At 71.3% G+C, this 20,463-nt stretch carries 19 protein-coding genes; 8 read left to right on the forward strand and 11 right to left on the reverse strand.

The window, feature by feature from the left end; genetic code table 11:
- Positions 1-49: 49 nt before the first annotated feature.
- Positions 50-781 carry a hypothetical protein gene (locus IE145_RS04785; RefSeq protein ID WP_189519079.1) on the reverse strand — a complete coding sequence of 244 codons (732 nt, stop codon included), beginning with the start codon at positions 779-781 and terminating at the stop codon, positions 50-52.
- A 147-nt stretch (positions 782-928) separates the two neighbouring features.
- Positions 929-2,563, reverse strand: coding sequence for a protein kinase domain-containing protein (locus IE145_RS04790; protein ID WP_189519085.1), 1,635 nt, complete (start codon positions 2,561-2,563; stop codon positions 929-931).
- Between the two features lie 362 nt (positions 2,564-2,925).
- On the opposite strand from IE145_RS04790, the gene IE145_RS04795 reads away from it, so the two are divergent.
- Positions 2,926-4,521, forward strand: a complete 1,596-nt coding sequence (locus IE145_RS04795; RefSeq protein ID WP_189519087.1) for a protein kinase domain-containing protein — start codon at positions 2,926-2,928, stop codon at positions 4,519-4,521.
- 132 nt (positions 4,522-4,653) lie between these two features.
- Here IE145_RS04795 and IE145_RS04800 read toward each other — a convergent pair whose 3' ends face one another.
- The 3 genes from IE145_RS04800 to IE145_RS04810 all read right to left on the reverse strand — a co-directional run bounded on the left by IE145_RS04800 (position 4,654) and on the right by IE145_RS04810 (position 7,033).
- Positions 4,654-5,685, reverse strand: a complete 1,032-nt coding sequence (locus tag IE145_RS04800) for a phosphotransferase (protein ID WP_189519089.1) — start codon at positions 5,683-5,685, stop codon at positions 4,654-4,656.
- Between the two features lie 136 nt (positions 5,686-5,821).
- Positions 5,822-6,274, reverse strand: a complete 453-nt coding sequence (locus IE145_RS04805) for a pyridoxamine 5'-phosphate oxidase family protein (RefSeq protein ID WP_189519091.1) — start codon at positions 6,272-6,274, stop codon at positions 5,822-5,824.
- 99 nt (positions 6,275-6,373) lie between these two features.
- Complete coding sequence (locus IE145_RS04810; protein ID WP_189519093.1) at positions 6,374-7,033, reverse strand: response regulator; 660 nt, start codon at positions 7,031-7,033, stop codon at positions 6,374-6,376.
- Between the two features lie 348 nt (positions 7,034-7,381).
- On the opposite strand from IE145_RS04810, the gene pdhA reads away from it, so the two are divergent.
- The 3 genes from pdhA to IE145_RS04825 are packed head-to-tail and all read left to right on the forward strand — an operon-like array spanning position 7,382 to position 10,976.
- Positions 7,382-8,542: a pyruvate dehydrogenase (acetyl-transferring) E1 component subunit alpha gene (gene pdhA / locus IE145_RS04815; protein ID WP_189519096.1), complete on the forward strand. Its 1,161-nt coding sequence runs from the start codon at positions 7,382-7,384 to the stop codon at positions 8,540-8,542.
- A 2-nt stretch (positions 8,543-8,544) separates the two neighbouring features.
- Entirely contained in the window at positions 8,545-9,525 is a 981-nt protein-coding gene (locus tag IE145_RS04820) for an alpha-ketoacid dehydrogenase subunit beta (RefSeq protein ID WP_189519098.1), read from the forward strand.
- 11 nt (positions 9,526-9,536) lie between these two features.
- On the forward strand, positions 9,537-10,976 hold the full coding sequence (locus IE145_RS04825; protein ID WP_189519100.1) for a dihydrolipoamide acetyltransferase family protein: 1,440 nt from the start codon (positions 9,537-9,539) through the stop codon (positions 10,974-10,976).
- Positions 10,977-11,061: 85 nt separating this feature from the next.
- Here IE145_RS04825 and IE145_RS04830 read toward each other — a convergent pair whose 3' ends face one another.
- From IE145_RS04830 to IE145_RS04840, 3 genes are all read right to left on the reverse strand, one after another.
- On the reverse strand, positions 11,062-11,961 hold the full coding sequence (locus IE145_RS04830; RefSeq protein WP_189519103.1) for a D-alanyl-D-alanine carboxypeptidase family protein: 900 nt from the start codon (positions 11,959-11,961) through the stop codon (positions 11,062-11,064).
- 86 nt (positions 11,962-12,047) lie between these two features.
- Positions 12,048-12,722 (reverse strand): cation diffusion facilitator family transporter, encoded by a 675-nt coding sequence (locus IE145_RS04835; RefSeq protein WP_189519293.1) that lies wholly within the window; start codon positions 12,720-12,722, stop codon positions 12,048-12,050.
- Positions 12,722-13,057: an ArsR/SmtB family transcription factor gene (locus IE145_RS04840; protein ID WP_189519105.1), complete on the reverse strand. Its 336-nt coding sequence runs from the start codon at positions 13,055-13,057 to the stop codon at positions 12,722-12,724. Before IE145_RS04840 ends, IE145_RS04835 begins: the two co-directional genes overlap by 1 nt.
- Before the next feature lie 141 nt (positions 13,058-13,198).
- Between IE145_RS04840 and IE145_RS04845 the strand changes: the two genes are divergently transcribed.
- Together IE145_RS04845 and IE145_RS04850 are read left to right on the forward strand one after the other, a co-directional pair.
- Positions 13,199-13,885, forward strand: a complete 687-nt coding sequence (locus tag IE145_RS04845) for a GntR family transcriptional regulator (RefSeq protein WP_189519107.1) — start codon at positions 13,199-13,201, stop codon at positions 13,883-13,885.
- Complete coding sequence (locus IE145_RS04850; protein ID WP_189519109.1) at positions 13,882-15,189, forward strand: MFS transporter; 1,308 nt, start codon at positions 13,882-13,884, stop codon at positions 15,187-15,189. The genes IE145_RS04845 and IE145_RS04850 overlap by 4 nt, the downstream gene beginning before the upstream one ends.
- Positions 15,190-15,243: 54 nt before the next feature.
- Here IE145_RS04850 and IE145_RS04855 read toward each other — a convergent pair whose 3' ends face one another.
- Positions 15,244-16,068, reverse strand: a complete 825-nt coding sequence (locus tag IE145_RS04855) for a maleylpyruvate isomerase family mycothiol-dependent enzyme (RefSeq protein WP_189519111.1) — start codon at positions 16,066-16,068, stop codon at positions 15,244-15,246.
- A 201-nt stretch (positions 16,069-16,269) separates the two neighbouring features.
- Between IE145_RS04855 and IE145_RS04860 the strand changes: the two genes are divergently transcribed.
- Positions 16,270-17,061, forward strand: coding sequence for a carbon-nitrogen family hydrolase (locus IE145_RS04860; RefSeq protein ID WP_189519113.1), 792 nt, complete (start codon positions 16,270-16,272; stop codon positions 17,059-17,061).
- 77 nt (positions 17,062-17,138) lie between these two features.
- Here the strand turns inward: IE145_RS04860 and IE145_RS04865 are convergent, their stop codons facing one another.
- The gene (locus IE145_RS04865; protein WP_189519116.1) at positions 17,139-17,630 is read right to left on the reverse strand and encodes an LURP-one-related/scramblase family protein; all 492 of its coding nucleotides are present in this window, start codon (positions 17,628-17,630) and stop codon (positions 17,139-17,141) included.
- A 64-nt stretch (positions 17,631-17,694) separates the two neighbouring features.
- Between IE145_RS04865 and IE145_RS04870 the strand changes: the two genes are divergently transcribed.
- Positions 17,695-19,512 carry an NHL domain-containing thioredoxin family protein gene (locus tag IE145_RS04870; RefSeq protein ID WP_189519118.1) on the forward strand — a complete coding sequence of 606 codons (1,818 nt, stop codon included), beginning with the start codon at positions 17,695-17,697 and terminating at the stop codon, positions 19,510-19,512.
- Between the two features lie 87 nt (positions 19,513-19,599).
- Here IE145_RS04870 and IE145_RS04875 read toward each other — a convergent pair whose 3' ends face one another.
- On the reverse strand, positions 19,600-20,322 hold the full coding sequence (locus IE145_RS04875; protein ID WP_189519120.1) for a DUF4232 domain-containing protein: 723 nt from the start codon (positions 20,320-20,322) through the stop codon (positions 19,600-19,602).
- Between the last annotated feature and the right edge of the window lie 141 nt (positions 20,323-20,463).

A 20,463-nucleotide genomic window follows, 5' to 3' on the forward strand; every position in this document is an offset into this window, starting at 1 on the left:
GGAGCCGGGCGGAAGGGGGCGCGACGCCGCATTCGTGGGGCGATGACGCTCAGTTCGCCCGGCGCATACGGAACGCGAGGAAGCCGAGTCCCAGTCCGACCAGGGCGATGCCCGTACCGAGCGAGACCTCCTGCACCCGCCGTACGGCAGCGGCGTCCAGCGCCTGCCCGGACCGTTGTCCCGGATCGCTGAACGCGTCGGGCGGCGGGGTGGAAGCAGGCAGGTCAACCGGGTCCGCGAGGCTCTCGTCGGCCTCCTCCGGAGGATCCTCCCCGGCGGCGTCCTCGGCCCGCGCCAGCTCCATCGGCGACAGCGACCGCCCGGGACGCGCCTTGCCGGCTCCGGCCTCGCGCCCGGCCAGAGGGGCGGTCGACCCCGATACGTCGGGCGAAGCGGAAGGGGGGGAGGTGGGCTCCGGCGGGCCGGCCTCGGGCCCGGAACCGGCTCCGGAAGGCGGCTGCGCCCCGCTCCCGGTCGCCGCCGGGGCCGAAGCGGACGCGGCCGGCCCGGTCCCCGGCGCTCCGGAAGCCGGAACGCGGGACGGCAGGGGCAGCGCGGAGGGGAGCGCCGAGGGCGACGCGGAGGCGGAGGGGCCGGGCGGCGAGGACGCGGTGGCGCCGGGGGTCGACGTTCCGGGGACGGTGGCGGTGACGGACGGCGGACCGTCGGGCGCCGATGAACCGTGGGCGGAGCCGGCCGACGGCCCCAGCGCCGCTCCGGCCGCCGCCAGCAGACAGACCGCACACCTCGACGACCATGCGGCCGGAAGTCCTGGAGCCATGAGATCAGCGTCACACGGGCCCCCGCATCCGGCATCCCGGACGCGCTATCCGGAAGTCAGGGGGCTGTCAACCGTCCACGTACCGGTCCATGACGAAGATCCGGCGAGATCCGCGAACCGTAACGGTCACCTTCGGACACCGGCGTTTCACGACGGCTTGCCCGTGGAGACCTTCAGCTCGAAGTGGGCGCCGCGCTCGTCGACCGCCGCACCGGAGGACGGGAACTGGCCGACGACCTGGTCCTCGGCGTACGTGTTGCCCGGCTCCTCGATCACCTTGATCGTCCAGCCCGCGGCGAGAGCGCACGCCTTCGCCGACAGGATGTCCTTGTAGATGAAGTTCGGTGCGCGGACCTTCTTCGGGTCGTTGGAGTCCTCGGAGGCGTTCGAGCACTCCGTTTCCTTCATCGTCCGGTTGCGCTCCGGCGGACGGTAGCCCTCCACCTGCTCGGTGCCCGTCTCGCCGTCCTTGCCCGCCTCGTCGTCCTTGCCACCGCCCTGGAGGGCGATCGCGGTGATCAGACCGCCGACGGCCAGCAGGGCCACGACGATCGAGCCGACGATGACCGGCATGTTCCGCTTCGAGCCGGCGCGGTCGGTGGTGCCCACGGCCGTCGCGTGCTGCGGGTTGATCGAGTACGGCGGCGGGGTCTGGTGGGACAGCGGGCCCGGGGTCGGGTAGCCCTGGACCTGGCCGGACTGCGGGTAGCCGTAGCTCGGCGCGGGGGTGGGCTGGTTGTACGGCCCCGGCTGCTGGTGCGGGTGGGGCTGGTACGGAGTCTGGACGCTCTGGGGTGCCGGAGTGCTCTGGTCGACCGGCGGGAACACCGCCGAGCCGACGCCGGATCCGCTGTTGGCGGGCCCGCCGCCGGACACGATCATCGGGGCGCCGGTCTGGCCGCCGGCGGCGTTCAGCACACGGGCGATCTCGTCGCGCATCGCGGCGGCGCTGGGGAAGCGCTCGTTCGGGTTCTTCTTGAGGGCGCGGGCCACGAGGGCGTCCATCGCCGGGGTGACCGAACGGTTGATGCTGGAGGGCGCGACCGGCTCCTCCTGCACATGCGCGTACGCGATGGCCAGCGGCGAGTCCGCGTCGAACGGGATCCGGCCGGTGAGCAGCTGGAAGAGCATGATGCCCACCGAATACAGGTCGGACCGGGCGTCGACGCCGCGGCCGAGGGCCTGCTCGGGGGAGAGGTACTGCGGGGTGCCGACGACCATGCCGGTCTGGGTCATCGAGGTGACGCCGGACTGCATGGCGCGGGCGATACCGAAGTCCATGACCTTGACGACGCCGCGCTTGGTCATCATCACGTTGCCGGGCTTGATGTCCCGGTGGACCAGGCCCATCTCGTGGCTGGTCTCCAGGGCGGCGAGCACGTCCGCCGTCACCTTGAGGGCCTTGTCGGCGGGCATCGCGCCGTGCTGACGGATATCGGCGGCCAGCACGGAGCCGAGCGGCTGCCCCTCGACGTACTCCATGACGATGTACGGCATCAGCGCACCGCCGAGCTCGTCCTCGCCGGTGTCGAAGACGGAGACGATGTTGGTGTGCTGGAGCTTGGCGACGGCCTGCGCCTCGCGCCGGAAGCGCTCGCGGAAGGACTGCTCGCGGCCGAGCTCGGTGTGCAGGGTCTTGATCGCGACCTGCCGGTCCAGAGCGGAGTCGTAGGCCAGGTAGACGGAAGCCATCCCGCCCTCGCCGAGCAGGTCGCGCAGCTGGTAGCGGCCGCCCGCGACCGCCCCGCCCGCATAGCGGCCCTGTGCGCCGTCCTGGCTCATGACTTGCATCCCCCTCGGCGGCGCGCGGTCGCACGCGGTTTCTCTGTCCGACGTGTTTCTGTCTGACGTGATTGCGTGCGGCGCGGTTCCCGTACAACGCGATTACGCGCCAAGTCTGCCGTAGGGGTCCGACACGTCAAGCCGGGTGCCCGTTCCGTGACCCTACGCACAAGAAGCGTCTCGGAAGCGTTACAGGAAACGCATCAAAATCATGGGGAGGGCGCGCCGGGCGGTCCGAGGATCCTGCTGGAGCGGAACCGGGGTGTCCGGCGAAGGCTGTAGCGTGACGTGGCAATGCAGCAAGTGCAGCAAGGCACCGTGAGAACCCGCGGACGCGCGGACAGATACGACGGCGAGGACTGATGGCACCCGATTCCGAAGCAAACGGCGGCGGAGTTTCGGATGGCACCGACTCCTGGGGCGTCGGCGGCGTCGTCGGTGACGGCCGTTACCGGATGACCCACCGGCTCGGCCGGGGCGGCATGGCAGAGGTCTACGCGGCGGAGGACGTCCGGCTCGGACGCACGGTCGCGGTGAAGCTGCTCCGTTCCGATCTGGCCGAGGACCCGGTCTCCAAGGCCCGCTTCACCCGCGAGGCACAGTCCGTCGCAGGCCTCAACCACCACGCGATCGTCGCCGTGTACGACTCCGGCGAGGACGTCGTGGGCGGCCAGACCGTCCCGTACATCGTGATGGAACTGGTCGAGGGCCGCACGATCCGCGATCTGCTCCTGACCGCCGAGGCCCCGCCGCCCGAGCAGGCGCTGATCATCGTCTCGGGGGTGCTGGAAGCCCTCGCGTACTCGCACCAGCACGGGATCGTGCACCGCGACATCAAGCCCGCCAACGTGATCATCACGGATTCCGGCGCGGTCAAGGTGATGGACTTCGGCATCGCCCGCGCGCTGCACGGCGCGCAGTCGACGATGACCCAGACCGGCATGGTCATGGGCACCCCGCAGTACCTCTCCCCCGAGCAGGCGCTCGGCAAGGCCGTCGACCACCGGTCCGACCTGTACGCCACCGGCTGCCTGCTCTATGAGCTGCTGGCGCTGCGTCCCCCGTTCACCGGTGAGACCCCGCTCTCGGTGGTCTACCAGCACGTTCAGGACATCCCGGTGCCGCCCTCCGAGGTCTCGGACGTGGTGCCGCCGGAGCTGGACGGCATGGTGATGCGCTCGCTGGCGAAGGACCCGGACGACCGGTTCCAGAGCGCCGAGGAGATGCGCGGGCTCGTCCAGTACGGCCTGCAGATGCTCCAGGTCCAGGGCGGTCACACGGGCACGTGGAACACCGGCCCGGTCGCGCTGCACGAGGGCGGCCGGACTCCCCCGCACGGTATGGCCGGCTCCACCCAGGTGATGGGCGCGGGGCACCCGATGCACGGGGACACCTCGCAGGGCCCGATCCTGCCCCCGTACAACCCGGACGACGGGGGGTACGACGGCGGGCAGGGGCGTCCCGGCGGGCGCGGCAAGATGTGGCTCTTCGTCCTGCTGGCCCTGATCGCGATCGGCGCTGGCGTCGCCTTCGCCCTCAACGCGGCGAAGGGCGACGGCGGCAACGAGAAGGATCCGGTCACCCCGTCCACCTCGGTCAGCCAGTCCGAGGAGGAGCCGTCGGACGAGCCGACCGAGGAGGAGAGCGAGGAGCCGGAGGAGCCGGACACCTCCACCGGCGGCCAGACGCAGCCGAACCCGCCGCCGTTCACCCCGGACCCGACCCCGAGCGAGCCCACGTTCAGCCCGTCCCCGACGCCGACCGACACGGACGCCGGGGCGTCGGACGGCAGCACCAACGAGGGCGGCACCGGGGAGCCCACGGGCGAGCCCACGGAACCGACGACCGACCCCGGCACCCCGGGCGGAGCCGGTGACGACGGCGGAGCCGGGGGCGGCGACGACGGCGGTTCGGGCACGACGCCCGGAGAGGCGTCGGCCGGCGCCACCACCTCGTAGGCGGACACGGCCGCACCATCGTATGAGCCCGGCGCACGCCCCTCGTGGGCGTGCGCCGGGCTCACGCGCGTCCGCGCCACTCCCACCCCGTGCGGGCGGCACCGCTCCCACTCCGTGCGGGCTGCACCACTCCTACTCCGTGAAGGCCGCGCACACCGCCTCGTACTCGCGTGTCCACCACACCGCCAGGGCCGACACCGCGGGAAACTGCGGGTCGGCCCTGCGGTCGTCCAGGCGGTAGCGCCAGCGCAGTATCCAGAAGTCGTTGAGCCGCTCCCACCACACCCGGTGCACCGCGGCCGCCAGCTCCCCGGCCCCCGCCCCGGCGGCCCGCCGGTACGCCCGGGCGTACGCGCGTACCTTCGCGAGGTCCAGCTCCCCGGCCGGCCGGACGAAGAAGATCGCCGCCGCCCGTACCGCCTCCTCGGCGCGCGGCTGTACGTCCAGCCGGTCCCAGTCCACGATCGCGACCGGGTCGGCGCCCCGGTAGAGCAGGTTCAGCGGGTGGAAGTCCCCGTGCACCCAGCCGGTCGCGGGCCCCTCCGGCGTGGGCGGGCGGCGGTGGGCGTGCTGTTCGAGGAGGGCGCGGCGCTCCACGAGCCGGTGCTCGGCGAGTTCGTCGAAGGCGTCGCGCGGGGTGGAGCGGCCGTCCTCGCCGCGCGCGGCGGCCAGCAGGTCGTCGATCAGCGCGAACGTGTCGGCGGCGTCGGGGCTGTGGTGTCCCGGCCGGGCGGGCGGGCTCGCGCGGGGCGGGCCGTCGCGCGGCGCCATCACCTGTTCCAGGCCGGTGTGCACGGTGCCGAGGAGCGTGCCGAGCCGGCGCGACTGGGCGAGGGTCAGCTGGGCGCCGGCCCGGTGGAGGCCGTCGACCCAGGGGTGCAGGGCGTAGCAGCGTTCGCCGATCACGGTGACGGTCTCGCCCCGGGTGTCCGACAGGGGCGGGACGACGGGGACGCCGAGCGACTGGAGGCGCTGGGTGGCACGGTGCTGGCGCACGATCGCGGCGCGTTCGCCGCTGGTGTCGTCCAGGTGCTTCTTGTCGAGATGGTGCTTGAGGAAGTAGGAACCGCTCGTGGTGGAGACGCGGTATCCGTGGTTCAGCAGGCCCTTGGTGATCGGCTCGCAGGCGAGCGGCTCGCCCACGCCCGGATATCGGCGCAGCACTTTGCCGACCGGGGGAACAGGTGGACGAGTGACATATGAGCGCGGCACTTACCAGATGTTAGATCACTCTGCGTGGCCACTTCGCGGACTTGCGGTGACGCCCATCGGTGCGCTAAAGCACCACGGAGCCGACGTCTCAGAAGTCCAGCCGGTGTTCCGTGACGAAGTGCGGATCGACCCGGAGGTACGCCGGCGCGTACGGATCCCCGTTGACGCTCACGGGGGCCGCCCCGAACAGCTCCTCCTGCTCGGGGCAGGGGTGCACGATCTCGGCGGGCCCGGTGAACTGCACCGACCAGAGGTTGCCGCCGTCGCCCGAGGCGGCGTCGTTGTAGTTGTCCGCCCCGTACGCGACGACGCTCCCGTTGCACGCCTCGTGGTGGCCGAAACCCCGGTGCATCCGCAGCAGGATGTGGCCGTCGCTCACGATGTGCCGGGCCACCGCCAGGAACGGCAGGGCCCGCATGCTGGTCGCGAGACGGCCGTAGGGGACCCGGCCGAGCAGATCGAGCGGCTCGGCCGGCCCGGGCCGCTCGACCGTGCCGACCGCGCGGCGTTCGCTGGGGGAGCCGTGGGAGTCGAAGGACATGGCTTCCACTGTCCCCCGGGCGTAGGGGCCGCGTAAGAGTCGCCTGCCCCGGGTGGCGCGGGACCAAAGTCCCGCCGCGGCCCCGCCGTCCGGGGCGGTTCAGCGTCGCTCGGCCTGGAGCCGGGCGACGTACGCGGCGGCCTGCGAGCGGCGCTCCATGCCCAGCTTGGACAGCAGGCTGGACACGTAGTTCTTGATGGTCTTCTCGGCGAGGTGCAACCGCTCCCCGATGACCCGGTTGGTCAGCCCCTCCCCGATCAGGTCCAGGATCTTGCGCTCCTGCTCGGTGAGGCCCGCCAGCCGGTCGTCGCCCTTGGCGGACCCGCCGTCGCGCAGCCGCTCCAGCACCCGGGCGGTCGCCACCGGGTCCAGCAGGGATTTTCCGGCCGCCACGTCCCGTACGGCATTCAGCAGTTCACTGCCGCGGATCGCCTTCAGTACATAGCCCGAGGCGCCCGCCATGATCGCGTCGAAAAGTGCCTCGTCATCGGCGTACGAGGTGAGCATCAGGCATGTGATGTTCTCGTCCTGGGAACGGACTTCCCGGCACACCTCCACCCCGCTGCCGTCCGGCAGCCGCACGTCGAGCACCGCCACATCGGGCCGCGTCGCCGGGATCCGCGCCAGGGCGTCCGCGGCCGTACCGGCCTCGCCGACCACCTCGATATCCGGTTCGGAGGCGAGCAGCTCGTGGACGCCGCGCCGGACGACCTCGTGATCGTCGAGCAGAAATACCGTGATTTTTCCATCTTCGCGCACGGTCGCAGTCTCACATACTCGCTTCCTCTCCGCTCTTCCCTGACGCTGATCCGCGGGATAACGTGCCGTTGTTCCGGCGGCCTGCAAGGCTGTTTCCAGTGCCCTGACCAGCAGCGCTTCGCGTTTTTTTCGATTTACTTGGAAATCCAAGCAAAATCGCAGGTCAGATAGGGTTTCGCAGTTATGCGAAGCACTGGGTAACGTGCCTAGGACAGGGCGCTCGCCGGGGCACCTGTCACGCCTGATCCCGGCCCGACCGGCACCCACCCCGTGCACGGCTCCGGACTCAGGCGAGCCGCACTGGTTCCCGGCAGACCCCGGGGGCCGGACCGACGGAGGAGCACGCACGTGACCGTGGAGAGCACTGCCGCCGCGCGTAAACCGCGACGCGCCAGCAAGCGGACCAGCGCCGCGAAGAAGCCGCAGAGCGCCGGGCCCCAGCTCGTACAGCTGCTGACGCCCGAGGGCGAGCGCGTCGAGCACCCGGACTACAGCATCGACCTGAGCGCGGAAGAGCTGCGCGGCCTGTACCGGGACATGGTTCTCACCCGCCGCTTCGACGCCGAGGCGACCGCCCTCCAGCGTCAGGGCGAGCTGGGCCTGTGGGCCTCGTTGCTCGGCCAGGAGGCCGCCCAGATCGGCAGCGGCCGCGCCCTGCGCGACGACGACTACGTCTTCCCGACCTACCGGGAGCACGGGGTCGCCTGGTGCCGCGGCGTCGACCCGACCAACCTGCTCGGCATGTTCCGCGGCGTGAACCACGGCGGCTGGGACCCGAACAGCAACAACTTCCACCTGTACACGATCGTCATCGGCTCGCAGACGCTGCACGCCACCGGCTACGCCATGGGCGTCGCCAAGGACGGCGCGGACTCCGCGGTGATCGCGTACTTCGGTGACGGCGCCTCCAGTCAGGGCGACGTCGCGGAGTCGTTCACCTTCTCCGCGGTCTACAACGCCCCGGTCGTCTTCTTCTGCCAGAACAACCAGTGGGCGATCTCCGAGCCCACCGAGCGCCAGACCCGCGTGCCGCTCTACCAGCGCGCCCAGGGCTACGGCTTCCCCGGCGTCCGCGTCGACGGCAACGACGTCCTCGCCTGCCTCGCCGTCACCCGCTCCGCGCTGGAGCGGGCCCGCCGCGGCGAGGGCCCGACCCTCGTCGAGGCGTTCACCTACCGCATGGGCGCCCACACCACCTCCGACGACCCGACGAAGTACCGGGCCGACGAGGAGCGGGCCGCCTGGGAGGCCAAGGACCCGATCCTGCGGCTGCGGACGTACCTGGAGAAGGCCGGCCACGCCGACGAGGCGTTCTTCACCGAGCTGGAGGCCGAGAGCGAGACCCTCGGCAAGCGGGTACGGGAAGCGGTACGCGCGATGCCCGACCCGGAGCCGATGGCCCTGTTCGAGCACGCCTACGCCGACGGCAACTCCCTCGTGGACGAGGAGCGCGCCCAGTTCGCCGCCTACCAGGCATCGTTCGCCGACTCTGCCGAGGAGGGCAAGTAGCCATGGCCGTGGAAAAGATGTCCATCGCGAAAGCGCTCAACGAGTCGCTCCGCCTCGCCCTCGACAGCGACCCCAAGGTCCTCATCATGGGTGAGGACGTCGGCAAGCTCGGCGGCGTGTTCCGGATCACCGACGGGCTCCAGAAGGACTTCGGCGAGGACCGGGTGATCGACACCCCGCTCGCCGAGTCCGGCATCGTCGGCACGGCGATCGGCCTGGCCCTGCGCGGCTACCGCCCCATCGTCGAGATCCAGTTCGACGGCTTCGTCTTCCCCGCGTACGACCAGATCGTCACGCAGCTCGCCAAGATGCACGCCCGCGCGCTCGGCAAGGTCAAGCTGCCGGTCGTCGTGCGCATTCCGTACGGCGGCGGCATCGGCGCCGTCGAGCACCACAGCGAGTCCCCCGAGGCGCTCTTCGCGCATGTCGCGGGCCTGAAGGTGGTCTCGCCGTCCAACGCGAGCGACGCGTACTGGATGATGCAGCAGGCCGTCCAGAGCGACGACCCGGTGATCTTCTTCGAGCCCAAGCGGCGCTACTGGGACAAGGGCGAGGTCGACACCGAGTCCATCCCGGGCCCGCTGCACAAGGCCGTCACCGCCCGCGAGGGCGGCGACCTCACGCTCGTCGCGTACGGGCCGATGGTCAAGGTCTGCCTGGAGGCGGCCGCGGCCGCCCAGGAGGAGGGCAAGTCGATCGAGGTCCTGGACCTGCGTTCGATGGCTCCCATCGACTTCGACGCCATCCAGAAGTCGGCGGAGAAGACCGGCCGGGTCGTGGTCGTCCACGAGGCGCCCGTCTTCTACGGCTCCGGCGCGGAGATCGCCGCCCGGATCACCGAGCGCTGCTTCTACCACCTCGAAGCCCCCGTACTGCGGGTCGGCGGCTACCACGTCCCCTACCCGCCGGCCCGGCTGGAGGACGAGTACCTGCCCGGCCTGGACCGGGTGCTCGACGCCGTCGACCGCTCGCTGGCGTTCTGAGGAGAGGGTTCGTGACGACGATGACCGAAACGTCTGCTCGCTTCCGTGAGTTCAAGATGCCCGATGTGGGCGAAGGACTGACCGAGGCCGAGATCCTCAAGTGGTTCGTCCAGCCCGGCGACACCGTCACCGACGGCCAGGTCGTGTGCGAGGTCGAGACCGCGAAGGCGGCCGTCGAGCTGCCGATCCCGTTCGACGGGGTGGTGCACGAGCTGCGCTTCCCCGAGGGCACGACCGTCGACGTCGGCCAGGTGATCATCGCGATCGACGTGGCCCCCGGCAGCGGCGACGCGCCCGCCCCGGCCGCCGCCGCCCCGGCACAGGAGCCGGTGTCCGAGCCCGAGGCGGAAGCCGAACCGAAGGGCCGTACGCCGGTCCTCGTGGGCTACGGCGTCGCCGAGAGCTCCACCAAGCGCCGCCCGCGCAAGGGGGCGGCCGCCGCGCCCGAGGCCGCCGCCGTCGCGGCGGCGGTGCAGGCCGAACTGAACGGGCACGGGGCGCCCGCCCCGGCTCCGGCTGTTCCGGCTGGGGGCGGCCGTCCGCTCGCCAAGCCGCCGGTCCGCAAGCTGGCCAAGGACCTGGGCATCGACCTGGCGACGGTGGTGCCGACCGGCAAGGACGGCATCATCACCCGCGAGGACGTCCACGCGGCGGCGGCTCCGCCCGCGGTCGAGGCTCCCGCGGCGGTCGCGTCCCCGGCGGTTCCCGAGGCCCCGGCAGCCGCTGCTCCTGCCGTCGTCTCCGACTCCGCCCGCGAGACCCGGATCCCGGTCAAGGGCGTCCGCAAGGCCATCGCGCAGGCGATGGTGGGCAGCGCGTTCACCGCGCCGCACGTCACCGAGTTCGTCACGGTCGACGTGACGCGCACGATGAAGCTCGTGGCCGAGCTCAAGGAGGACAAGGACATGGCGGGGGTGCGGGTCAACCCGCTCCTCATCATCGCCAAGGCCCTCCTCGTCGCGATCAAGCGGAACCCCGAGGTCAACGCCGCCTGGGACGAGGCGAACCAGGAGATCGTGCAGAAGCACTACGTCAACCTGGGCATCGCGGCGGCCACCCCGCGCGGCCTGATCGTGCCGAACATCAAGGACGCGCACGACAAGACGCTGCCGCAGCTCGCGGAAGCGCTGGGCGAGCTGGTCACCACGGCCCGGGACGGCAAGACGTCCCCGGCGGCGATGGCCGGCGGCACGGTGACGATCACCAACGTCGGCGTCTTCGGCGTCGACACCGGTACGCCGATCCTGAACCCGGGCGAGTCCGCGATCCTGGCCGTCGGTGCGATCAAGCTCCAGCCGTGGGTCCACAAGGGCAAGGTGAAGCCGCGTCAGGTCACGACGCTGGCCCTGTCGTTCGACCACCGTCTGGTCGACGGCGAGCTGGGCTCCAAGGTGCTGGCCGATGTGGCGGCGATCCTGGAGCAGCCGAAGCGCCTGATCACCTGGGCGTAACGCGTTCTCGCGAACGGGCAGAACGAAGGGGCCCGGCCCGCACACACCGTGCGGGCCGGGCCCCTTCGCCATGCGACGCCTGCGGCTACTTCTTGAAGCCGTAGTCCATCATCTTCTTCGCGTCGGCGGTGCGGTTCGCCTCGGAGGAGGACGTGAGCACCGTGCCGATGACCGTCTTGCCCTTGCGGGTCGCCGCGAAGACCAGGCAGTACTTGGCGGTCGGGCCGGAGCCGGTCTTGACGCCGGTCGCGCCGCTGTAACTGCCGAGCAGCTTGTTGGTGTTGGTCCACGACATGTAGCGGTAGCCACCGTTCTTGGTGGTCACCTTCTGCTTTGTCGACCTGGTCTTGACGACCGTGCGGAACGTGGAGTTCTTCATCGCCTGGCTGGCGATCTTCGTCAGGTCACGGGGGGTCGAGTAGTTGTTGCCGTTCCCGATGCCGTCGAACGAGTCGAAGCGGGTGTTCTTCAGCTTGAGGCTCTTCGCCGTGGAGTTCATCTTGCCGATGAACGACTTCACCCGGGCGGCACGGGTCGTGCCGGAGCCGAACTTGTCGGCCAGGGCGTACGCGGCGTCGCAGCCGGAGGGGAGCATCAGGCCGTAGAGGAGCTGGCCCACGGTGACCTTGTCGCCGACGATGAGCCGGGCGGACGAGGCGTTCTTCGAGACGATGTAGTCGCTGTACGCCTTCTGGATCGTGACCTTGGACTTCAGGTTCACGTTCTTCTGGGACAGGACGACCAGCGCCGTCATGATCTTCGTGGTCGAGCCGGTGGCCCGGCGGGTGTCCGCGGACTTGGTGAAGAGGGTCTTGCCGGTGCCGTCGTTCATCAGGAAGCCGCCCTTGGCGACGATCTTCGGAGCCGGCGGCGTGGCGGCGTGTGCCGTGGAGGCGAAGGCGCCGCCCGCGAGCACCGCACCGGCGGTGAGCGTCACGGTGGCCGTGACGGAGACGCGATTGATGCGCTTGATGCCGATTTTCAACTGAACGCTCCCCAATGCCCCTGATATGCGGCCACATAAGGGTGCCGCTCGGTGAAGGAGACTCCTGGGGAGGGGCAATGGATGCGTTATCGAAGGGGTGAATCTGCGCAGGCTTGCCCCTGGGCCGTCGGGGCGCAGCAGCTCTTGCCGCGCCATGCCTCGCGGCCCTCCTTGACCGTGATCGCGGCGATGGCGAGGGCGGCCACCGGGTCCGCCCAGGACCAGCCGAACGCGGCGTTGAGGATCAGGCCGACGAGCAGGACGGCGGAGAGGTACGTGCACAGCAGGGTCTGCTTCGAGTCGGCGACGGCCGACGCGGAGCCGATCTCGCGCCCCGCGCGCCGCTGGGCGGCCGACAGGAACGGCATGACCGCCAGCGAGAGCGCGGCGATCACGATGCCGGGTGGGGAGGGTTCGGCCTCGCCGGTGCCGGTCAGCGCGCGGACCGCGTCGACGGCGACGTACGCCGCGAGGGCGAGGAACGAGATGGCGATGATCCGCAGGGCGGTCCGCTCCCGGGCCTCGCGCACCGCGTGCTCGCGGGCGGAGAACTGCCAGGCGACCGCGGCGGCGGAGGAGACCTCGATGACGGAGTCCAGGCCGAAGCCGATCAGCGCGCTGGAGGAGGCGAGCGTTCCGGCGGTGAGGGCGACGACCGCCTCGATGACGTTGTAGACGATGGTGGCGGCGACCAGCAGCCGTATCCGGCGGGCGAGCGCGTCCCGGCGGGCCGGCGAGGGGCCGAGGGAGAGCGCCGTCATCAGCAGCACGCTCGCTTCTCGGCGTCCGGGCAGGTGCGATCGGTCTCGACGGCCACCACCACGGAGCGCAGGTCGTCCAGGGCGGTGCCGAGGCGTTCGTCGGCCAGCTCGTAGCGCGTGCGACGGCCGTCCGGCGAGGTGACGACCAGTCCGCAGTCGCGCAGGCAGGCCAGGTGGTTGGAGAGCCGGGTACGGGAGATGCCCAGGGCTTCGGCGAGGTCGGAGGGGTACGCCGGGGCCTCGCGGAGCGCGAGCAGGAGGCGGCAGCGGATCGGGTCGGCGAGCGCGCGGCCGAACCGCGCGAGCACCTCGATGTCGGAAGCGACGGTCAGCATGAGGTGACAGTACAGAGATATGTGAATTCAGGAAACTCTGAACTGTCGCGGAGGTGAGTTCCGGTGCCTCTCCGGGCGGTGCGGAGGTCCAGAATCCGGACGTCGGCGCCCATGCGTGCATGTTGTATCTATGCTGTGCGCATGTCTGCCGCGTCCTCCTCCGCTCCCGCTCGGTCCGCGTCCTCCTCCCTCAAGCGCCCGCCCGCCGCCGAGCGGGTCTACACGCACATCAAGGAAGCCGTCCTGGACCGGCGTTACGAGGGCGGGACGCTGCTCACCGAGGGGGATCTGGCGGACGCGGTCGGGGTCTCGCGGACGCCCGTGCGCGAGGCGCTGCTGCGCCTGGAGGTCGAGGGGCTGATCAAGCTCTACCCGAAGAAGGGTGCGCTCGTCCTCGCCGTCTCCGCGCAGGAGATCAAGGACGTGGTGGAGACCCGGCTGCTGGTCGAGGAGTTCGCGGCGCGCAAGGCGGTGCCCGCCTCCCCGCGGCTGATCGAGCGCCTGGAACAGCTCCTGGAGGAGCAGCGGCGGCTGGCGGAGGCCGGCGATCTGGCGGCGGTGGCCGTCACGGACCGCTGTTTCCACGCCGAGATCGTGAAGCACGCCGGCAACGAGATCCTCTCGCGCCTCTACGACCAGCTGCGCGACCGTCAGCTGCGGATGGGCGTCGCGGTGATGGAGGCGCACCCGGGGAGGATCGAGGCCAACATCACCGAGCACGGTGAGCTGCTGGAGGCGATCCGGGCCGGGGACGCGGACGGGGCGGCCCTGGTCGTGCGCCGCCACGTCGGCCGGGTCCGGGAGCTGGTGCGGGGTGAGGAACGGTGAGTTCGGCCTCCCCCACGCTCCCGCTGCCCGGTGACCCGCCCGGCGGCCGGCGTGCCGCCCGGGTCTGGGGCATCGGCGTCGCCGTCTACTTCGTCGCGATCATCTTCCGTACGAGCCTGGGCGTCGCCGGACTCGACGCCGCCGACCGGTTCGACGTCAACGCCTCGGCGCTCTCCACGTTCTCCATCCTCCAACTCCTGGTCTACGCGGGCATGCAGATACCCGTGGGGCTGATGGTGGACCGGCTTGGCACCAAGAAGGTCCTCACCATCGGGGTCGTGCTGTTCACCGTCGGGCAGCTCGGCTTCGCGCTCTCCCCCTCGTACGGAATGGCGCTGGCCGCACGCGCCCTGCTCGGCTGCGGCGACGCGATGACGTTCATCAGCGTGCTGCGGCTCGGCAGCCGCTGGTTCCCGGCCCGGCGCGGACCGCTGATCGGACAGGTCGCCGCACTGTTCGGGATGGCGGGCAACCTCGTCTCGACGCTGTTCATCGCGCGGGCGCTGCACAGTTACGGCTGGACCACGACGTTCGTCGGTAGTTCGCTGGCGGGCGTGGTGGTGCTGGTGCTGCTCCTGCTGTTTTTGAAGGACCACCCCGAGGGCCATGAGCCGCCGCCCGCCGAGCACGCCGGGGCCGCGTACGTCCGCCGCCAGATCGCCGCCGCCTGGCGGGAGCCGGGGACCCGGCTCGGGATGTGGGTGCACTTCACCACCCAGTTCCCGGCGATGGTGTTCCTGCTGCTGTGGGGGATGCCGTTCCTGGTCGAGGCCCAGGAGCTGAGCCGGGGCACGGCGGGCACGCTGCTCACCCTGGTGGTGCTGTCCAACATGGTGGTGGGGCTCGTCTACGGGCAGATCATCGCCCGCCACCAAGAGGCGCGGACACCGATCGCGCTCGGCACGGTGGCGACGACGGCCCTGCTCTGGGCGTCCGCGATCTTCTACCCGGCCGACCACACGCCGATGTGGCTGCTGATCGTCCTCTGCCTGGTGCTGGGCGCCTGCGGACCGGCCTCGATGGTCGGCTTCGACTTCGCCCGCCCGGCCAACCCGCCCGAGCGCCAGGGCACCGCCTCCGGCATCGTCAACATGGGCGGGTTCATCGCCTCGATGACGACCCTGCTGGCCGTCGGGGTCCTGCTGGACGCCACGGGCGACAACTACCGTGTCGCGTTCGCCTCAATCTTCGTCCTGGAGGCGCTCGGCGTCGCCCAGATCCTGCGGCTGCGCCGCCGGGCGGCCCGCAGGGAACGCGAGCACCACGTGGTCAGCCGTGTCGAGGCCGTGCACGTGCCCGCGTGACCGTCGGACGGGGGTGCGGGCACGTACACGTGAGGCGGGGACGGGGTAACGGGTTCACGGGGTCACGGCGAAGTTGTCCAGGATCGCGGTCGCCAGCTCCTGGTCGCCCTCGATCTTGATCCGGTCGGCGACGGCCGCGGGACGGACCCGGCCGCAGGCGAGGCGGACGTACGTCTCCCAGTCCAGCGACAGCGTCACGAGCGGGCCCAGCGACGGCGCGCCGTCTATCGAACCGCGGCCCTCCGCGTCGACCCGGACCGTCCGCAGGAACTCCACCGGGCCGTGCACGTCGAAGACGACCGCTGAATTGGCCGGCGCGCCCGCGCTCTTGGCGACCACCTTCGGCAGCCCGGCGAGCAGCATGTCCCGGGTGATCAGGGCGCCGGGGGAGTCCAGGTTGCCCGGCTGCCCGAGCGTGGTGCGCAGATCCTGCTCGTGCACCCACACGTCGAAGGCCCGCAGATTCAGCGCCATTTCGAGGGTCTGCTCGGCGCCCAGGGGAGCGCGCACCTTGGTCTCGGGGCTGCGCGACTCGTTGCGGATCTGGCGGGCCCGGCGGATGAGGACGTACTCCAGCTCGGCGGTGATCTCCGGGGAGGTGTGGTGCCGTCGGACGTCGACCTGCATCTCCATGTAGCGGGCGAAGTCGCTCTGCACGTGGTACAGGTCGCGCGGCAGGGTGTGGATCGGCCGGGGATCGCCGAGCATCTCGCACTCCATGCCGATGACGTGCGACACGATGTCGCGCACCGACCACCCCGGGCAGGGCGTACGGCGGTTCCACTCGCTCTCGGCGAGAGGCTTCACCAGCTCGGCTATCGCCTCGATGGAGTGGGTCGCGGCGTCGGTGTAGGGCTGGAGGCTGGGATGGACGGTCACGGGACCCCTCGTGCGGTTCTGCGGTGCATGGGCTGGAGAGAGCAGGGAGTGCTGGCGGGTGGGCCGGCTCTGACGGCACTGTCGGCGAGCTGCGTGGGAGGTTCGACCGCTAAGTTACGCTGCGAGCAGGCACCCCGGCAGTGCTTTCGTGTGACGATCGTAGGCCCGTGTTGACGGCTTCAATGCCAGGACGGTGGTAGTGTGCGCGCCTCCCTCATCCAGATCGCAGTGGACCCGGACGAATCCGTCGAGGCCCGCAGGGTACGAGCGGCCTCCCTGGTGGTCGCCCAGCGCGGCGCTGACCTGGTGATTCTTCCCGAACTCTGGCCGGTCGGGGCGTTCGCGTACACCGCCTTCGAGGCGGAGGCCGAGCCGCTGGAGGGCCCCACGCACGAGGCGATGGCGAAGGCGGCGGCCGAGGCCGGGGTCTGGCTGCACGCGGGCTCCTTCGTCGAACGCGCGGCCGACGGCACCCTCTACAACACCAGCCTGGTCTTCTCGCCCGAGGGTGAGCGCGTGGCCGCCTACCGCAAGATCCACCGCTTCGGCTTCGACCAGGGCGAGGCGGTGATGATGGGCGCGGGCGAGGAACTGGTGACCGTCGCCCTGCCCGACACCACCCTGGGCCTCGCCACCTGTTACGACCTCCGCTTCCCCGAACAGTTCCGGGGGCTGGTCGACGCGGGCGCCGAGACGCTCGTCGTCGCGGCGGGCTGGCCCGAGCGCCGCCGCTCCCACTGGACGCTCCTCGCGCAGGCCCGCGCCGTGGAGAACCAGGCGTACGTGCTCGCCGTCGGCACGGCGGGCACCCATGGCGACATCCAGCAGGCCGGCCACAGCATCGTCGTCGACCCCTGGGGCGAGGTGCTGGCCCAGGCGGGCGCGGACGAGGAGGTCCTGACCGTGGAGCTGGACGCGGACAAGGTACGCGCGACCCGCGAGCAGTTCCCGGCCCTGAAGGACCGCCGCCTGGGGCTCACGTCACCGCTCTGAGGGCGCCCGCACGGAGGATGGCCCGGCGGACTCCGTCCACGTTTCACGTGAAACAAGGCCGCCGCGCCCGGCGGGGCTCAGCCTTCGTTCTCCTTCTCCGCCAGCACGACCACGCACATCGCCACGGCGATGAGCAGCGCGGTGTCGGCGTCGTCCCGGACGACGTCGATGCCGTACGTGTCCCGGAGGGTCAGCCAGCGGCGTGAGATCTGGGCCAGCAGCTCACCGTCGTATTCGATGGCGAACTCGCGGTCCAGGATCTTGCCGCTGACATCGAGCTCCGTCCCGTCCACGAGCGTCACCCGGTAGTGGTTGCGGAGCAGCGACAGCCGCTTGCGCTTGACCTTGGCCAGCTCCTCGCCGCCCCGCTCGATGATCATCGTGTCGCGCAGGCTGACCAGCTTCTGCCGCAGCTCGACCAGGACCCGGCCGTCGGCGTCCTTCAGCTCGAAGGTGTCGCGCAGCCGCATCGCCTTGCCGTCGACCAGGAAGACCTTCCGGCCTCCGTCGTCCTCGATCCAGTAGTCGTCGCCGATGGCGAACATCCGCTCACGTACGAGAAGTCTCATGGGGCACAGGTTGCCCCGGGGCCCGGCGGAATGCGCGCAGGCCGGGACGGTGTTGACTGGTGACATGGCTACACGTGCACGCGTCCGCGCCCCCGAACTCATCGGCAAGGGCGGCTGGCTCAATACAGGCGACCAGCAGTACACCCTCGCTGACCTGCGAGGACGCATCGTCATCCTCGACTTCTGGACGTTCTGCTGTGTGAACTGTCTGCATGTCCTGGACGAGCTGCGCGAGCTGGAGGAGAAGCACCGCGACACCGTGGTGATCATCGGCGTCCATTCGCCCAAGTTCGTCCACGAGGCCGAGCACCAGGCCGTCGTCGACGCCGTCGAGCGCTACGAGGTCCACCACCCCGTCCTCGACGACCCCGAGCTGGCCACCTGGAAGCAGTACGCCGTCCGCGCCTGGCCGACGCTCGTCGTCATCGACCCCGAGGGCTATGTCGTCGCCCAGCACGCGGGCGAGGGCCACGCGCACGCCATCGAGAAGCTCGTCGAGGAGCTGGAGGCCGAGCACGCGGCCAAGGGCACGCTCCGCCGGGGCGACGGCCCCTATGTCGCGCCCGAGCCCGTCGCCACGCATCTGCGCTTCCCCGGCAAGGCGCTGCTCCTGCCGGACGGCGGCTTCCTGGTCTCCGACACCACCCGGCACCGCCTGGTCGAGCTGGACGCCGATGGCGAGACCGTACGACGTCACTTCGGCACCGGCGACCGCGGGTTGAGCGACGGCGGCCCGGACGAGGCCCGGTTCAGCGAACCGCAGGGGCTCGCCGTGCTCCCGGACGGCCGCGTCGCCGTCGCGGACACCGTCAACCACGCCCTCCGCGCCCTGGACCTGACGACCGGGGTGACCACCACCCTCGCCGGGACCGGCCGCCAGTGGTGGCAGGGGGCCCCGACCAGCGGCCCGGCGCGCGAGGTGGACCTCTCCTCGCCGTGGGACCTCGCCTGGTTCGGCGACCGCCTGTGGATCGCCATGGCGGGCGTGCACCAACTGTGGACGTACGACCCGCGGAGCGCGACCGTGCGCGTCGCCGCCGGGACCACCAACGAGGGCCTGGTCGACGGGCCCGCCGCCGAGGCCTGGTTCGCCCAGCCGTCCGGGCTGGCCGTGTCCGCCGACGGGGAGCGGCTCTGGGTCGCCGACTCGGAGACCTCCGCGCTGCGCTGGGTCGACCGCGACGAGCACGTGCACACCGCCGTCGGGACCGGCCTCTTCGACTTCGGCCACCGGGACGGGGCCGCCGACCAGGCGCTCCTCCAGCACCCGATCGGCGTGACCGCGCTGCCCGACGGGTCCGTCGCGATCAGCGACACCTACAACCACGCCCTGCGCCGGTACGACCCGGACTCCGGAGAGGTCACCACGCTGGCCACCGATGTCCGCGAACCCAGCGACGCGGTGCTGGTCGACGGCGATCTCGTCGTCGTCGAATCGGCCCGCCACCGGCTGACCCGTCTCCGGCTGCCCGAGGAGGCGGTCCAGGTCGCCGACCAGGCGCACCGCACCCAGCGGGCCGCCACCGAGATCGCCCCGGGCACCCTCCGTCTCGACGTGGTCTTCCAGGCACCGGCCGGGCAGAAGCTGGACACCCGCTACGGGCCCTCGACCCGGCTCCTGGTCTCCGCCACCCCGCCCGAGCTGCTGGCGGACGGCTCCGGCGCGGGGACGGATCTCGGGCGCGACCTGGTCCTCGCGGACGGCGTCACCGAGGGCGTGCTGCACGTCTCCGCGATGGCGGCGTCCTGCGACGACGACCCGGCCAACGAGTACCCGGCCTGCCATGTGCACCAGCAGGACTGGGGGGTGCCGGTCCGCGTCACGGCGGAGGGTGAATCCCGGCTGGCGCTGGTGCTCGCCGGGATGGACAGCCCTTCGTGAGCGCTGCCTGCTGATGCCCTTGCCGGCCCGTTCGTGACCGCTGCCCGCTGATGTCCTTGCCGGCCCCTTCGCGACCCGCCTGACGGATCAGAACTCGTCGGCGCCGTTGCGCAGCTCGGGGGTCCAGTAACCGGTCGCCCACTTCTGCGGGTTGACGGCGAGGCCCTCGGCGGCGGGGGACTTCACGACCGCCATGCCGCCCCCGTTGGCCTTCAGGGTGACCGTGAACTCCTTCACCGTCTCGGTGGTCTCCTTGCGGCCGCCCTCGGACATGCGGACCGCGGCGTAGGCGGACTGGCCGGGCTCCAGGACCACCGGGGCCTGCGGCTTGCTCTTGGCGACGGGCGGGACGACGCCCCGCGCGTTGTCCAGGAAGTGGATGTGCGGGTACTCCTTCATCTCGCAGCTCGTGCCGGAGGTGTTCTTCGCGGACAGCGTCAGGTGGGTGTAGGGCGGGCCGTCCTGATGCTCGGCGGTGATCTTCAGGCCCTGCGCCGTGCAGAGGGTGACGGTCGCCTTGGCGGACGTGCCGCCGGTGTTTCCGGAGCTCTTGGCCGCGCCCGCGGCCTGAGCGGTGCCGGTGCCGGTGGAGCCCGTGGTGCCGGTCCCGGTCGCGTCGTCGGCGGCCTTCTCGGTCCCGGCGCCCTTTCCGGACGCGGCGGGTGACGCGGCGACGGTCGCGGACGTGTCGGTCGCCGCCCCCTCCGAGCGGGTACCCGAGCCGTTGTCGCCGCAGGCGGTGAGGGCGAGCGCGAGGGCGGCCGTGGTCGCGGCGGCCAGGACGGTGGTGCGGTTGCGGAAGGTACGCATGGAGATTCCCCCGGGGAGACGGTGAGGCGGACGCCCGGTCGAGGCGCCCGCCGCGAACTGCTGACAGGAACGACTCTGACCGCCGCCGCTCACGTATCGCTGCCGTCCCACTGACGTACCGCTGATGTCCCGGGCAGCAGC

It is taken from the genome of Streptomyces sindenensis, from assembly GCF_014649035.1.
Classification (GTDB): Bacteria; Actinomycetota; Actinomycetes; order Streptomycetales; family Streptomycetaceae; genus Streptomyces; species Streptomyces sindenensis.

Excerpts from the sequence above, each read along its gene's own strand:
- IE145_RS04790 (WP_189519085.1), bottom strand. The coding sequence starts at position 2,563 with ATGAGCCAGGACGGCGCACAGGGCCGCTATGCGGGCGGGGCGGTCGCG.
- IE145_RS04835 (WP_189519293.1), bottom strand. The coding sequence starts at position 12,722 with ATGACGGCGCTCTCCCTCGGCCCCTCGCCGGCCCGCCGGGACGCGCTC.
- IE145_RS04805 (WP_189519091.1), bottom strand. The coding sequence starts at position 6,274 with ATGTCCTTCGACTCCCACGGCTCCCCCAGCGAACGCCGCGCGGTCGGC.
- IE145_RS04865 (WP_189519116.1), bottom strand. The coding sequence starts at position 17,630 with ATGAGACTTCTCGTACGTGAGCGGATGTTCGCCATCGGCGACGACTAC.
- IE145_RS04845 (WP_189519107.1), top strand. The coding sequence starts at position 13,199 with ATGTCTGCCGCGTCCTCCTCCGCTCCCGCTCGGTCCGCGTCCTCCTCC.
- IE145_RS04870 (WP_189519118.1), top strand. The coding sequence starts at position 17,695 with ATGGCTACACGTGCACGCGTCCGCGCCCCCGAACTCATCGGCAAGGGC.
- IE145_RS04875 (WP_189519120.1), bottom strand. The coding sequence starts at position 20,322 with ATGCGTACCTTCCGCAACCGCACCACCGTCCTGGCCGCCGCGACCACG.
- IE145_RS04840 (WP_189519105.1), bottom strand. The coding sequence starts at position 13,057 with ATGCTGACCGTCGCTTCCGACATCGAGGTGCTCGCGCGGTTCGGCCGC.
- IE145_RS04820 (WP_189519098.1), top strand. The coding sequence starts at position 8,545 with ATGGCCGTGGAAAAGATGTCCATCGCGAAAGCGCTCAACGAGTCGCTC.
- IE145_RS04795 (WP_189519087.1), top strand. The coding sequence starts at position 2,926 with ATGGCACCCGATTCCGAAGCAAACGGCGGCGGAGTTTCGGATGGCACC.
- IE145_RS04785 (WP_189519079.1), bottom strand. The coding sequence starts at position 781 with ATGGCTCCAGGACTTCCGGCCGCATGGTCGTCGAGGTGTGCGGTCTGT.